At 70.1% G+C, this 13079-nt stretch carries 10 protein-coding genes and 1 pseudogene; 6 read left to right on the forward strand and 5 right to left on the reverse strand.

The annotated features are described in order from the left end of the window. Nucleotides 1-2304: 2304 nt before the first annotated feature. Both AAW13_RS08635 and AAW13_RS45825 read right to left on the reverse strand, forming a co-directional pair. The gene (locus AAW13_RS08635; RefSeq protein WP_052768582.1) at nt 2305-3381 is read right to left on the reverse strand and encodes a lytic polysaccharide monooxygenase auxiliary activity family 9 protein; all 1077 of its coding nucleotides are present in this window, start codon (nt 3379-3381) and stop codon (nt 2305-2307) included. 197 nt (nt 3382-3578) lie between these two features. Continuing rightward, a complete protein-coding gene (locus AAW13_RS45825) occupies nt 3579-3752 on the reverse strand; it encodes a hypothetical protein (protein WP_167391695.1) in 174 nt (57 codons plus the stop codon). A 92-nt stretch (nt 3753-3844) separates the two neighbouring features. Between AAW13_RS45825 and AAW13_RS46605 the strand changes: the two are divergent. Then, nucleotides 3845-3967 (forward strand): annotated as a pseudogene (locus AAW13_RS46605) (arsenite S-adenosylmethyltransferase); the annotation flags it as partial. Between the two features lie 136 nt (nt 3968-4103). Here AAW13_RS46605 and AAW13_RS08645 read toward each other — a convergent pair. After that, a complete protein-coding gene (locus AAW13_RS08645; protein WP_046730203.1) occupies nt 4104-4982 on the reverse strand; it encodes a helix-turn-helix transcriptional regulator in 879 nt (292 codons plus the stop codon). A 102-nt stretch (nt 4983-5084) separates the two neighbouring features. Here AAW13_RS08645 and AAW13_RS08650 point away from each other — a divergent pair, with 102 nt between their 5' ends. Beyond that, nucleotides 5085-5780 carry an SDR family oxidoreductase gene (locus AAW13_RS08650; RefSeq protein ID WP_046730204.1) on the forward strand — a complete coding sequence of 232 codons (696 nt, stop codon included), beginning with the start codon at nt 5085-5087 and terminating at the stop codon, nt 5778-5780. Between the two features lie 85 nt (nt 5781-5865). Here AAW13_RS08650 and AAW13_RS08655 read toward each other — a convergent pair whose 3' ends face one another. Both AAW13_RS08655 and AAW13_RS08660 read right to left on the reverse strand, forming a co-directional pair. After that, complete coding sequence (locus AAW13_RS08655) at nt 5866-6576, reverse strand: hypothetical protein (protein ID WP_046730205.1); 711 nt, start codon at nt 6574-6576, stop codon at nt 5866-5868. A 121-nt stretch (nt 6577-6697) separates the two neighbouring features. Continuing rightward, on the reverse strand, nt 6698-7615 hold the full coding sequence (locus AAW13_RS08660; protein ID WP_046730257.1) for an SDR family oxidoreductase: 918 nt from the start codon (nt 7613-7615) through the stop codon (nt 6698-6700). A gap of 100 nt (nt 7616-7715) precedes the next feature. On the opposite strand from AAW13_RS08660, the gene AAW13_RS08665 reads away from it, so the two are divergent. From AAW13_RS08665 to AAW13_RS08680, 4 genes are all read left to right on the forward strand, one after another. Beyond that, a complete protein-coding gene (locus AAW13_RS08665; protein WP_046730206.1) occupies nt 7716-8405 on the forward strand; it encodes a TetR/AcrR family transcriptional regulator in 690 nt (229 codons plus the stop codon). A gap of 134 nt (nt 8406-8539) precedes the next feature. Further along, nucleotides 8540-10786, forward strand: a complete 2247-nt coding sequence (locus AAW13_RS08670; RefSeq protein WP_046730207.1) for an ATP-binding protein — start codon at nt 8540-8542, stop codon at nt 10784-10786. Nucleotides 10787-11022: 236 nt separating this feature from the next. After that, nucleotides 11023-11607 (forward strand): RNA polymerase sigma factor, encoded by a 585-nt coding sequence (locus AAW13_RS08675; RefSeq protein ID WP_046730208.1) that lies wholly within the window; start codon nt 11023-11025, stop codon nt 11605-11607. Continuing rightward, nucleotides 11604-12818, forward strand: coding sequence for a CU044_5270 family protein (locus AAW13_RS08680; protein ID WP_046730209.1), 1215 nt, complete (start codon nt 11604-11606; stop codon nt 12816-12818). Before AAW13_RS08675 ends, AAW13_RS08680 begins: the two co-directional genes overlap by 4 nt. Nucleotides 12819-13079: the final 261 nt, after the last annotated feature.

Below are 13079 nucleotides of genomic sequence, written 5' to 3' on the forward strand. Positions count from 1 at the left end.
GCGTCTGCTGTCCGGAGTTGATGGATATTCAGATTGGTCGCGGAAAGGTTCAGTTGACCTCTTGAAAGGATGCTGACTTACGTGGCAGTGATCTCGTCCGCGTTCTTCCCCTTCACGTGTCACTGTCCCGGGCGGTGCAGGCAATGGCAGAGACGGAAACGGAAACGGAATTCGGACTGGTTGATATCTGCGCCCTGTGCAGATGGACCGGACTGTCGTCACTGGGTGGAGAGGCCCTGCTGCTGTGGGCCTCGAAGTTCAGCCCAGGGGATGGGGCGTATCCGCGTCACGTGAGCGTCCGGTACGCAGGGGCTGGCGGGTCACGGTGCAACGGCCGTGACGGCGGCCGAGGAACTGAGCCCCTTCGGAAGATCCGGTCGTGCGCGATTGCCCCGAACGGCGAGAGTAGCGGTCGGCTCCGAGACGGTGAGGACCGGCGACCACAGGCCCTCCGGCCGAGTACAGCAGCACGGTGACGCGGGAGGCAGTCATGATCCTGCATCAGCATCCGCGGATGACCGGCTCAGCCTGCCGGCCAGTGGAATTCGTACAGGAGCAGGGGCGGGGTGGTGGCCCATCCCTTCTGGTCAGGTCGGGGCTGTGGTCGGGCCGGAGCTGTGGTCGCGGGGATGCGCTCGGTGGACCGCCCAGGCGAGGCGCGCTTTCCGAACGGCAGGCCGGCAGGGCGCAGGTGGCGGGAGGCCTATGTGTGCGTGGCAGGGGTGGGAGTACCGGTTCCCGAGCGTTGCCGATCCTGTCGTTGCCACCGATACGTGGTGACTGACGGGGTATCGGCACCCGTAGCGCACACTCGGGATCCCTCCTCCGCGTTTACGTGATGCGTTCAACGAGCCGGTTACGTTGCCTGAGGGACAGGGTGGCTCGGAGACGACATCACAACACTGCCCACCGTCTATCACGGGGTGGAACACGGCACGTTGGAGACAACGGCCGTCCGACGGGCAAGGAGTCAGCGACGAGAACTGCGCCAGCCGGTCAGCAGAAACCGGCAAGGCAGTGAAACCGCGAAGGAGTGCCAACCCGGGCCCGGGGCAAGGTCCGGGTCAGGACCCGGGGCAGGGCCAGGGCCCGGGGCCAGGGCCCGGGGCAGGGTCGGGCCCGGGGCCAGGGTCGGGCGGGGCCAGGGCCCGGGGCAGGGTCAGGTCCGGGGCAGGGTCAGGTCCGGGGCCGGTTCGAGGACAGTGCGCATGTTCTGGCGGGAACTGGACGGGCCACAGTGCCGACTCGTCCCGGAGAAACGGGCAGGCGCGCAGGCACCGCCCGCTCCCCCAGACACCGAACGCACGAGACTTCACCACACCGGGCCAACCGCGATCACGACGAATGCCGCCCCAAGCACTGCCTAAACAGGCGTGGAGGAGCAGTGCAGGAAAAGGCTCTGGCCCGGGAGCGACAAATATTGGAGACCGAGAACAGACGCCCCCGGACGACGCCGTGAGCAAGCACCTCGCACCGGACACGACCCACCCGCGCACGAACTCGCCAAGAAAGAGGGAGGGAGAGGGAGAGAGGGAGGGGACCCCAGGACAGCCAAGGCGGCCAAGGCGGCCAAGCTCACCGCAACCGGAGACTGCACCAGCGAAGCCCACAGCGCACAGAATCCAAACCCACCACCGCGAACAGGAGAGTATGAGGGCTGATCGACGGCCGCCTCACGCGAGAACTCCCCTTGTTCAGGCGAGCGGAGCCGCAGAGAGGGGTGGCCGCGGCCATGCAGGCACTGACAGAGCAACAGGGATGCGCCCGTGGGACATGGAGACGGCTGCGGCAACAGGTGACCCGCGCGTCCGAGAACGAACACAGACCGAGAACAATGCCCACACCCACAACCACCACGCCCAACCAACCCGCACAAACACTCACCCAACAAGAAACACCGACCCCAAACCGTGGCAGCCGCCAGCGCAGCCGATCCGCGATACGGCGGGGCCGGCGGGCAGGGTGCTGTAGTCGGTGAGGTTGTCGAGGCGTTCGCGGGCGCCGGGGGTGGCGAGGACGGCGGCTTGGACGCGGGGGTGGTGGCCGTCCAGGTCGGGGATGTCTCGGGCGGCGGCCGGGTCGCGCAGCCGGTCGGGTACGTCCTCGATGCGGTCGGCGGGGGGCAGAATCGGGCGCCCTTCAGGGCGAGGGCTGTCGGTTCAGGGTGCGCGAGCCCGACGGCCCGGCGCGGGCCGCCATCGGTGGATGGGAGGCCCGCGCCGGATCGTGGGTGGTGTCTTCCGGTAGACCGCCGGCCGCTACCGGCGGGCCGGCGTGTTCTTCACTGGTTCCTCGGCCCTCTCGTCAGCGGAGCACGACGTCGCAGGTCGACAGGAAGAACTCACCGGTGTTGCCGCCGTTCTCGCCGTTGGGGGTGTGAGGGCCGCCGTGTCCGCCCCAGACCTCTACGAGTGCGGCCCGGCCCAGGCGCCGTGGCAGGGTGGCGAACTCCCAGGAGGTGGATTCCTCCTCGGTGCTGCCGTGGGTCTCGACGAGGAAGGGGGTGGGGTCGAGGTCTTCCCAGGTGAGCCCGTTGTCCGGGCTCCACTCCTCGCGGGTGATGAACCACCGGTGTGACCAGGTCTCACCGGTGTGGTAGGCCATGTAGTCGTAGGTGAAGGTCTGCGTGGCGGCACTCGTGTCCAGCTCCGTCAGCGGCCAGTCGCCCAGTCTGTCGTCCGGTGCGAGGTCCAGGCCGCTGTATGCCGGGTTCCCGGTGGAGGCGACATTGCTGCCGTCGAAGAACTTGCGGTATTCCAGGTACCTCTCCTGGTGGTTCCACGGGTAGTCGGCAAGCATCCGCTCCGCACCCGGCAGGACTTCATGCCAGTCGGTGCTGGTGTTGAGCTTCCGTGCCTCCACGCAGATCGGTGAAGAGTCCAGGTCCCGGATCGCGGCGGCCGCCCGGCTGCGCGGGTGGTTCGCGGTTCCGTGCCGTGGATCGGCCGAGGCGGGAGCGGCGGGGGCGTCGTGGCGGGGGGCCGGGGCGGTCCAGTTCACCGCTTCGCTGCCGTTGACGGTCACCTCGTTGGTGAACGGGGTGAACTGGCCGTCGCTGGTCCTGGCGCGGATCTTCACCACGTAGCGGTCGCCCGGCTCTTCGCCCAGGTCCACCCAGTGGGCGTTGGACAGCGACCAGTCCCAGGACGGCCAGTGGAGGAAGACCGTCTGCCGCGCCTCGTCGTTGATCCACACCTCGTACACGTGCGGGTAGGGCGCGGTGCCGTCGTTCCAGTCGGCCGGCGGGGGCCAGGTACCGTGATCCGGCTGGTTGTCGCCGATCTGCCAGCGCAGGTGGAGGCCGTACATCTGGTGCTTGCCGTCAGCGCGGTGCTTCATGTCGGCGCGCAGACCGGAGGGTGTCGGCTGGGTGTTGCTCATCGAGTCTCACTTCTGGCTCTGTGCGACCTGGCCCGGCAATCTCAGGTGCCGGGCCAGCAGCCCGCGAGAAACCTTGCGTAATCGCGCGACCACATAAAGCGAACCATTGGAGGGTCGTCGCGGGCCCAGCATGGCTCAGCCAACTGGCTCAAGATCAGCTCACGGCACATCGCTCAGGACTCCCCAGGGCGAGTAGTTCAGCCATGGCTCCCGGCGCGCGCGTGCGGGGCGGGTAGGCGGCCGGTGGCCATCCGCTCGATCAGCTCCACCGCCTCATCAACCTCCGCCTCGGAGGCGTCAGCAGCCGGCGGGTACGGCGCGCTGGGGTCGCGGACTTCGTCGGGCCAGCGCATACCGTGCAGGACGATCACGTTCTCCCGCGCACGGCGAGGCCCCGCCCGGTGCCCGGATGAGAACTCGGTCAGCCCTGGCATCCGTACCCCGAGGCCGCCTTGGCCCCGGTGAGAACTTCGGCTCCACCCTCTACGCCGTCCACGAGCGCGATGTCCTGCCCGCCGAAGCGGTCGCCGCTTCGCTCGGCTGCGGCAGCCCCGCCGCCGTCGCCGAGCTCCGAGAAGACGAGCGCGGCCACTCTTGTCCCGATCACCAGATGGCCATCAGAAGTGCTGCCCGCTCCGTGCTTGCTGTCGGCGTGGGGGGCTTCCGGGGGCCGTCTTCTTTGTCGGCGGGGTGATTGTTGGTGTTCGTGGTCCTGTCGGGAGTTATGGGGTGGAGAAGAGGCCGGGGCCTGGAGGTGTGGGGTCGTCGGCGCGGACGCCGTTCGTGACCCGTAGGAACTCCAGCTTCTCCGCGTCGGTGGAACCCGCTGCCACCGTGTAGACGACGAGGCGGATGTCGCAGCCTGGGACGGTGAGCACGTCGCAGTCGCAGACCACCTCACCCACCTGGGGGTGTACGACGGTCTTGCGGGCCGATACGTGCGGGCCGACCGTGCCCTCGTCCCACAGTCGGGCGAACTCCACGCTGGTGGAGCGCAGTTCCTCGACGAGGTCGGTCAGGCCGTGGTCGCGGGGGTGGTCGATGAGAGCGGTGCGCAGGTCGGCGACGAGGGCGGGTTTCAGGGCGTCGTCGTCCTGGAGTACGGGCCAGGACGCGAGCCGGCTGGGTCCTGTGGCGAAGACCGCCCGTGCCAGGTTGCGCTCGTCGTGTGTCCGTGCGCTGGGGTCGCCCATCAGTACTGACCATGCGGGGGTCCAGGACAGCAGGGTCCAGTCGGCGCTGAACACGCCCACGGGGAATTCTCCGAGGCGGGCCAGCATCCGTTGGATTCCGGCCGGAACATGTGTGGAGACCGTGCCCTCCTGGGGTGGCAGGAGGCCGGCCAGCCGGTAGGCGTGGTCGCGTTCCATGGGCTGGAGTTGCAGTGCCCTGGTCAGGCTCGCGACGACCTGCGCCGAAGGGCTTGTGGCGCGGCCCTGTTCCAGGCGGACCACGTAGTCGACCGACAGTCCGGCGAGTTCGGCCAGTTCCTCGCGTCGCAGCCCCACCGCGCGTCGTCCGGGCCGTGTGGTCAGTCCGACGTCGGCGGGAGAAAGGCGGTCGCGCCAGCGGTGCAGTGCCGTGCCCAGGGTCTCGTCCACTCGGCCATTGTGTCCGTCGGGCCGTCGTCGTGCCTGGTACTGGTCGTCCTACCGTCGTGGAGAGCACTGGCTGGCCTCTCGCCGCGGGCGGAGAGTGGACGCATGACGACCACATTCATCACGGGAGCCAACAAGTCTCTCGGGTACGAGACCGCCCGTCGGCTGCTCGAGGCCGGTCACACCGTCCTCGTCGGTGCGCGTGATCGGGAGCGCGGCCAGGCAGCCGCCGACGCACTCGGGGCCCGTTTCGTCCAGATCGACGTGACGGACGACGCGTCGGTGGCTTCGGCCGTCGCCGACATCGAGGCTCGCGAGGGCGGCATCGACGTCCTGATCAACAACGCGGGTGTCTTCGGGACACACAGTCCGGCCGACGAGATCACGGCCGCTGACGCCAGTGAGGTGTTCGAGGTCAATGTCGTGGGGATCGTGCGGGTGACGCATGCGTTCCTGCCGCTGCTGCGCGAGTCGGCGCACCCGGTCATCGTCAATGTCTCCAGTGGCATGGGGTCGTTCGCGGCCACTCACGACACCGAGCGCGTCGAGTCGAGGTATCTCGCGCCGCTCTACACGGCGTCGAAGGCCGCCGTGACGATGCTGACCACGCAGTACGCGAAGTCCTGGCCGGACGTGAAGGTGAACGCGGCTGATCCGGGCTACACCGCTACCGACTTCAACGGGCACAGCGGCCCGCAGACAGTGACCGAGGGGACGGACGCGATCGTCGAGCTCGCCACCATCGGGGCGGACGGACCGACCGGGACCTTCCGTGACCGTCACGGCGCGATGGCCTGGTGATCCGTCCCTGAATCCGGGGTGTGCCCGGCACGGACAGGGGTTGCGGGGGCGTGCTCGTGCCGGGGTTCTTCATTGTTGACGCAGGTCAACTGTTTCCGCAGGACGGGGTCTGTTTCACGGGGAGGACGCCGCGGGCGCCCTCGGTGACGGCTGTGATCGCCAGGGCGTGATCTCCGTGGCCCACGCTCAGCACGGTCCAGTCGTCCGACAAGCGGGAGAGTCCGTTGCCGTCCCGTTTCCAGACGACACCGTCCCGGTCGCGGAACGCCATCCAGCGGACGACGCCGGGTGGCCGGTCGCCCGCCGCGTACGGCGGCCCCTGTCCCGGTGTCAGGCCCCAGGCCTCTTGTGTCATGACCGTTTCGGAGCAGGGTGCCAGGGTCGGGAGTTGGAGCACATGATCCCGGCCCGCTTCGGCGGGCGACATGAGCAGATCGACTTCCCACACCGGGTCCGGGGAACCGTTGATGACGTGTAAGCGCTTGACGAAAGGGGTCGGGTATTCCGTCCAGTAGGACACACGCAGGGCCTGGGCGCGGGTTTCCTGATCGGCCGCCTGACGTGCCTGCCCCAGTTCGCCCTGCGAGACGAGCGCGTCGTAGAGCGTGGACACGCCGGTGAGCAGCAGTCCCGCGAGGGCGGCGACGACCGCCGTGATGGTGCCGGCTCTGCTCCAGTCGATGTGGCGCCACCGTTGCCGCAGCCCTGTCGGCCTGCGGGCCGGGGCCTGGCGGGTACCCGGTCTCCGTCCGGCCAGTCGTACTGTCCTGGCTGGTCGCCGGCCGCTGCGCACCATGTCGCTCTCCCCCTCGCGTCCGTCGGAAAGTGAGTGCCGCAAGGGCTGTCTGCCCAGGTGCGCTGAGCCCTACGACACCGGATGCGTGGTCGGCTTGTGGTGGTGTTCGACGTGCTTTGGTTCAGAGGTTCCGGGTGGGGACGGAGACGTGGGTGAGGCGTTCGGCTTCGGTCCACAGGTGTGCCGCGGTGGGCCTGTCCTGGGCGCTGCGTGGGAGCTTGGTGAGCTTCGTGGGGCCGATCATGGCCCAGCGCGGGCCGTAGTAGCCGCCGGCTTTGGCGTCGGGGCTGGTGGCCGCGTACAGCAGGGGTTCTGCGCCCTGTTCCGGTGCCTGGGACGGCACGATCTTGTACAGCAGCGATTCCAGCAGGCCGGGGCGGCCGCCGTTCAGGGTCGGGCCTGAGGTCATCAGGTTGGTGCGGGTGTAGCCGGGGTGTGCGCCGGCCGACAGCAGGGGCCAGCCGTGTTCGGTGGCGAGGTCGGCCAGGTGGAGCATCATCAGCATGTCGGCGAGCTTGGACTGGGCGTAGGCCCGGGTGGGGCTGTAGTCGCGGGTGGCGTGCAGGTCGCCGAAGTCGATTCGAGCCCGGTTGGCGGTGCCGCTGCTCATCGTGGCGACCCGCGGGGCAGGGGCGGCCAGCAGCAAGGGCAGGAGTCGGACGGTGAGCGCGAACGGGCCGAGGAAGTTGCTGCCCAGTTGGAGTTCGAAGCCGTCGGCGGTCTCCGTGCGCTGGGGCACGTTCATCACTCCGGCGTTGTTCAGCAGCAGGTCGAGGGGCCTGCCGTCGGAGGTCAGGTCTTCGGCGAGCTTGCGAACCGAGGCCAGGTCGGCGAGGTCCAGGTGGCGGACCTCGACCTGGGCGCCGGGGTGAGCGGCGAGGATTTCGTCCCGGGCCTGTTCGCCCTTGGCCGGAGTGCGCACCGCGAGCACTACGTGGGCTCCGGCTCCGGCGAGCCGCTTGGCAGCCTCCTTGCCGGTGCCGCTGTTCGCGCCGGTCACTACGGCGAGCTTTCCCTGCTGGTCAGGAACCTGGTACATGACGAACCCCAATTTAAGTACTGCCGGTATCTTGTCTCCGTGCCACGGTAACGTACCGCCGGTCACTTATCAAAGTACCGCCGGTCTGTAATATGGGGGTGTGACTTTCCAGCGCGCGCGTACCGACGAGCAACGCAGCCAGCGACGACGTCAGATCCTCGACACCGCGGCCGCGATGCTGACCGAGATGCCGGTGGCCAGGCTCAGCCTGAACGAGCTGAGTCGGCGGGTCGGCCTGGCCAAGGCCAACGTGATGCGCTACTTCGAGTCGCGCGAGGCGATCCTCCTCGATCTGCTCGACACCGAGATCCAGGACTGGATCGCCGAACTGGAGCGCGTGCGTCCGTCCGGTGAAGCCACTGTGCGGGAGCGTGGAGACCGGCTGGCCGACACCGTGGCCACCTCGCTGGCCCGGAGACCGGTGCTGTGCGACCTGCTCAGCGCCCAGGGCTCGGTCCTGGAACACAACATCTCCACCGACATCGGTATCCGGCACAAGCACGCGGCTCGGCAGTCGCTGGAGACCCTGGTCCAGGTCACGCTGCGCCACCTCCCCGAGCTGGGCGCCGGGGGCGCTGCCGCTCTGGTGGAGTCGACGCTGCTGATGGCCATGACGGCGTGGCAGTGCAGTCGTCCCTCGGAAGCGATGCTGGCCGCCTACGCCTCCGACCCCGCGCTGGCCGCCATGCGTCTGGACTTCACCGACCTGGTCCGCCGTACCACGGCGGTCACCGCCTCCGGCCTGCTGGCCCGTCAGGCGGAACGGATCGACGCCAGGCCGGCCTCCTGACCGTCGGCCGCTCCACGCGTCGAGGGGAGTTCACCTGACGAGACGGCCTTGTCGTCCCGCGGACCTGAGCTGTTACCTTCGCGGCGGCCCGGGGGCCGGTACTACGCAGAAAGCCTGGGGCGGGCGGGATGGGAATGGACGACAACACGTTCGGTCGGCTGCTGCGTGAGGCGCGGCAGCGGGCGCTGTTGACGCTGGAGGGCCTGGCCGCGGCGTCCGGGGTGAGTGTCCGCGCCATCAGCGACATGGAACGCGGACAGAGTCTGCCGCGCTCCACCACCCTGGGCGAACTGCTGGAGGCCCTGGGCCCTGACGAGGACGAGCGTCGTCGGCTGGTGCGGGCGGCGCGTCGGCGCACGCACCAGGCACCCCGGCAACTCCCGCCCGATCCCGTGGTCTTTCACGGCCGGGAGAAGACGCTGGCCGCGGTCCGTGCGATGACCGCGCAGCTCACCGGGCCGGTCCGGCACGTCGTCATCTCGGCGATCGGGGGTATGGCCGGGGTCGGCAAGACGACGCTGGCGGTGCACTGGGCGCACCAGGAGGCCGGTCGCTTTCCCGACGGCCAGTTGTACGTGAACCTGCGCGGCTTCGAGGAGGACGCGCGGCCCCTGGATCCCGGGGAGGCGCTGGGCGGGTTCCTCGGTGCGCTCGGGGTGCCCAGCGCCGATCTTCCGGCCGGCACCCGGGAGCGGTCGGCGCTGTTCCGGGAGCGGGTGGCTGCCCTGCGGCTGATCGTCGTACTCGACAACGCGCGCGACGAGGAGCAGGTGCGGCCGCTGCTGCCCGCGTCGCCGGGGTGCCTGGCCATCATCACCTCGCGAGAGCGGATGTCCGGTCTGGCCGCGACGGAGGGGGCGGCGCTGATCGCGCTGGAGGTGTGGAGCGAGGCGGAGTCGCTGGCGGCGCTGGCCGCGCGGGTCGGCGAGGAACGGGTCCGGGCGGAGCCCCGGGCCGCCGCCGATCTGGTCGGCCTGTGCGGGCAGTTGCCGCTGGCGGTCGCCGTGGTCGGCGCCCAGCTGAGCGTGTCGCCCGGTCTGCCGCTGCGCGTGGCGGTGCGTGAGCTGGCGGAGGCCAGGCTCGACGCGTTGTCGGTCGACGACCGGCGTGCCGACGTACGGGCCGTGTTCTCCTGCTCCTACCGGACGCTCCCCGCGGAGACGGCACGGTTCTTCAGGTATCTGTCCCTGCATCCGGGCCCGGCGGCCTCGGTGGAGTCCGTCGCCTCCTTGGCGGGGGTCGGTGTGCCGGCGGCGAGGCGCCGTCTGCGCGAACTGGTCTCCGCGAGTCTGCTGACCCGGGACGCCGAGGGCCGGTACGTCGTGCACGACCTGGTCCGTGCCTACGGTGCGGAACTCGTCGAACGGCACGGCGACGACCGGCACGGCGCGGAGGCACGTCTGCTGCACTATCTGTGCCACAACGCCCACGCCGCCAACCGCTACATCGCGAGGTACATGCCCGAGCGGGCGGACGTGCCGGTGCCCGCGGTCGTGAGTGTGGCGATCGACGACCGGGAGGAAGCGCTCGCCTGGTACCGGCAGGAGGAGCAGACCGCGGCGGCTGCCCTGCGGCTGCGGGCGGATCCCGGGCTGCTGCGCCACCGTGTCGGCCTCGTCCAGGAGTGGGCGAGCTTCCATGTGATCGAGGGGCGGTGGGCTGAGGAGATCACGGCCCAGCGTGTCGGGCTCGACGCGGCCGTCGCCCTGGACGACCCGGTCGCCCTGGTCAGGGCCGCGGGGAGCCTGGCGCGCGCCCTCGTGGAGACCGGGCGTCTCGACGAGGCCGACGAACCGGTCGAGCTGATCCTCGCCCAGCTCCACCGGCTGCCCGCCGAGGACCGCGGCCGCGCCGAGCGGAGCATCGCCTGGACGCGGGACGGGCAGGAGCGTCATGCGGAGGGCCTGCGTCATTCACGGCGGGCTCTGGAGATCTTCCGTGGACTCGGGCAGCGCGACCAGATCGCGGTGGAACTCGGTTCGGTGGGCTGGTTCCTCTCCGCCCTCGGTGAGTACCGGGAGGCCATCGTGACGTGTGAGGAGGCCATCCCGATCCTGCGGGACCTCGGTGACCGCGGCAACGAGGCGGCGGCCTGGGACAGCATCGGCTACGCCCGGCAGCAACTGGGTGATCCCGAGGCCGCGATCGTGGACTACGAGAGGTCCCTGCGGCTGTTCGAGGAACTGTTCAACGACTACAGCCTGGCCGCAGTGCTGGACCATCTCGCCTCCGCGCAGCTGGAGTTGGGCGACGTCTCGCGGGCGCGGGCGAGCTGGACGCGGGCGGCCGACCTCTTCGACGGCCTGCGGGTCGCCCGCGCCGCGGAGATACGTGCCAAGGCGACGGCGCTGTCGCGACCGGAGGCACAGGCCGCTCCGTGACGTTCCGCTTCGTGACGTTCCGCTCCGTATCGTTCCGCTCCGTATCGTTCCGCTGACACCTCGCGGCATCGCCGGGTCGGCCGGGAGGTGCTGCGGCGGCGCGAACCCGCCCGACGGGTGTGGGCTGTCGGGGACCGGCGTGACACCGATCACAGGAAGGTTTTTCGCTCCGCCGTGTAAGAAACGGGTCGCTGCGCGCATTGCTCGGTGTGAAAGCCGAGACGAGAGGAGGGCGCGTGACGCCTGCCGAGCGCTTCCGAGATGTCTACGAAGAGCATTACCCACGTGTCCTCGGCTATGCCACGAGCCTGGTCGGACGGCAGGTGGGAGAGGACATCACCAGCGAGACCTTCACGGTCGCCTGGCGGCGGGTGGACGACATCCCGCACCCGCCGCTCCCCTGGCTCCTGGGCGTGGCCCGCAACCTGGTGCGCGAGCTGCGTCGCCGGGACGCGCTGCGCTACCTGCTGGCGGCCGAGGAGGCACAACGCATCGGCAGCGGCGGCCAGACCGACGTCGGTGATGTCGCGGCGGTGGTCACGGACCGGCACATCGCGCTCCAGGCCCTTGCGAGCCTGTCGGATGCCGACCGGGAACTGCTCACGCTGATCGCCTGGCACGGCCTGAGCGCCCGGGACGCCGCCCGGGTCCTGAACTGCACCGGCGCGACCCTGACCGTCCGGCTGTACCGGGCCCGGCGCCGTCTGGAGAAGGCTCTCGAGACGGCACAGGCGCCGGAGGCGGGACCGTCGTCCGAAGCGGCATCCGTGAACGCCGTACACACCTCATGTCCCCCTCATGGCCAAGGAGCACCCGCATGAAGAACCCCGCCAAGCGATCCGGGCGGCCCGACGTCCTGAAGGTGCTCGCGGACGCCCGGCCCGACGCACTGGATCCCTCCCGGCTGGCCGACCCCACGCGGCAGCGGCAGGACTTCGCCCGCATCACCGCCGAAGCCGCGGACAACCGCGCGGTGCGCCGCAGAAGCGGTTTCCGGCCGCTGGGAGCGGTGGCCCTCGTGGCCGCGGCGGCGTCGGTGGTGGTGGCCGTGGGTACGGTCGATCGGCAGGCACCGGCCGACCGGCCCGCGGCGCAGCCGCGTTCCGCCACGGGGACGCCGTCGTCGGACACCGGCGAGAACGTCCGCGTCGACGGTCACATCGAACTGCTCAGCGCGGCCAGGAAGGCGGAGACCTCGGCCGCCGAGGGCACGTACTGGCAGACCACCACACGGTCGCAGAACGTGGACGTCGCCGAGGCGGACGGGCGGTCCTTCGCGGTGCGCAACACGTCGACCGAGGAGTGGTCGGTGGGTGTGCGGACCGGGACCGGGAGTCTGATGGTCACCGGACTGGACGACGTGACGGAGCCCTGGACCGCGGCGGACAAGGCACGTTGGCAGGCCGCGGGCTCGCCCGGCAGCGTCACCGTGGAGGCTGGGAAGAAGGGTGAGATCGCCAGGTCGTACACGTTGGGAAGCGGCCGGCCGACGGTCATGCGGACCAACGTCGACGACAAGATCTACGCCGTCGGCCCGGACAACGTCTCCTACCAGGACCTTCGGGCGCTGCCCGCCACCAGCACGGAACTGCGCCGGTATCTGGAGAAGCTCTACGCGCAGGGCAACAGCGCCGACAGCGGCGCGTCGGACCGCAGCACCTGGATGCTGCGCCAGGCGGGCAACCTCGTGACGATGCCGGTGAAGCCGGCCGTACGGGCGGCCGCGTACCGTGTGATGGCCGCGCTGCCCGGGGTGCGCGTGGTCGGACACGTCACGGATCCGCTGGGACGCGAGGGGGTCGGCGTCGAGTTCCCCGACACGTACCGGACGGCGTTGGGTACCACGAAGCAGCGGCTGGTCGTCGATCCGTCGACCGGCGCGATGCTCTGCGATCAGCTCCTGCTGGTCGAGCCCTCCGCCAGGGCCGAGGCGGCGGGTCTGAAGGCGGGCACGTCGGTCAACTACCAGGCGACCACCCGGATGAGCTGGGGCGAGCACCAGATCACCGTGCCGAAGAACGCCCGCGGCTGATCCGAGCGGGTTCATGTCCCGGACCGCGTCCCCTTGCCGGACAGAGCTCCGCAGGGGGACGCTGCGCGCCGCCTCGGCCGGGTTCCCGGTGGCCGGGCTGCCGGGCTGCCGGTGGCAGGGCTGCTGGGCTGCCGGTGGCAGGGCTGCTGGGCTGCCGGTGGCAGGGCTGCCGGTGGCCGGGTTGCCGGTGACGCGGCCCGGATCGGCTCCCGTGACAGCTGTGGACGGGCCTTGCAAGTCACCTCTGTATGACACCTGTGC

The sequence above is a fragment of the Streptomyces humi genome (assembly GCF_001005085.2).
GTDB classification, from domain to species: Bacteria; Actinomycetota; Actinomycetes; order Streptomycetales; family Streptomycetaceae; genus Streptomyces; species Streptomyces humi.

Bases quoted from the DNA above. Each gene is read 5' to 3' on its own strand.
- AAW13_RS08635 (WP_052768582.1), bottom strand. From the start codon at position 3,381: ATGAGCAACACCCAGCCGACACCCTCCGGTCTGCGCGCCGACATGAAG.
- AAW13_RS08650 (WP_046730204.1), top strand. From the start codon at position 5,085: ATGACGACCACATTCATCACGGGAGCCAACAAGTCTCTCGGGTACGAG.
- AAW13_RS08655 (WP_046730205.1), bottom strand. From the start codon at position 6,576: ATGGTGCGCAGCGGCCGGCGACCAGCCAGGACAGTACGACTGGCCGGA.
- AAW13_RS08660 (WP_046730257.1), bottom strand. From the start codon at position 7,615: ATGTACCAGGTTCCTGACCAGCAGGGAAAGCTCGCCGTAGTGACCGGC.
- AAW13_RS08670 (WP_046730207.1), top strand. From the start codon at position 8,540: ATGGACGACAACACGTTCGGTCGGCTGCTGCGTGAGGCGCGGCAGCGG.
- AAW13_RS08680 (WP_046730209.1), top strand. From the start codon at position 11,604: ATGAAGAACCCCGCCAAGCGATCCGGGCGGCCCGACGTCCTGAAGGTG.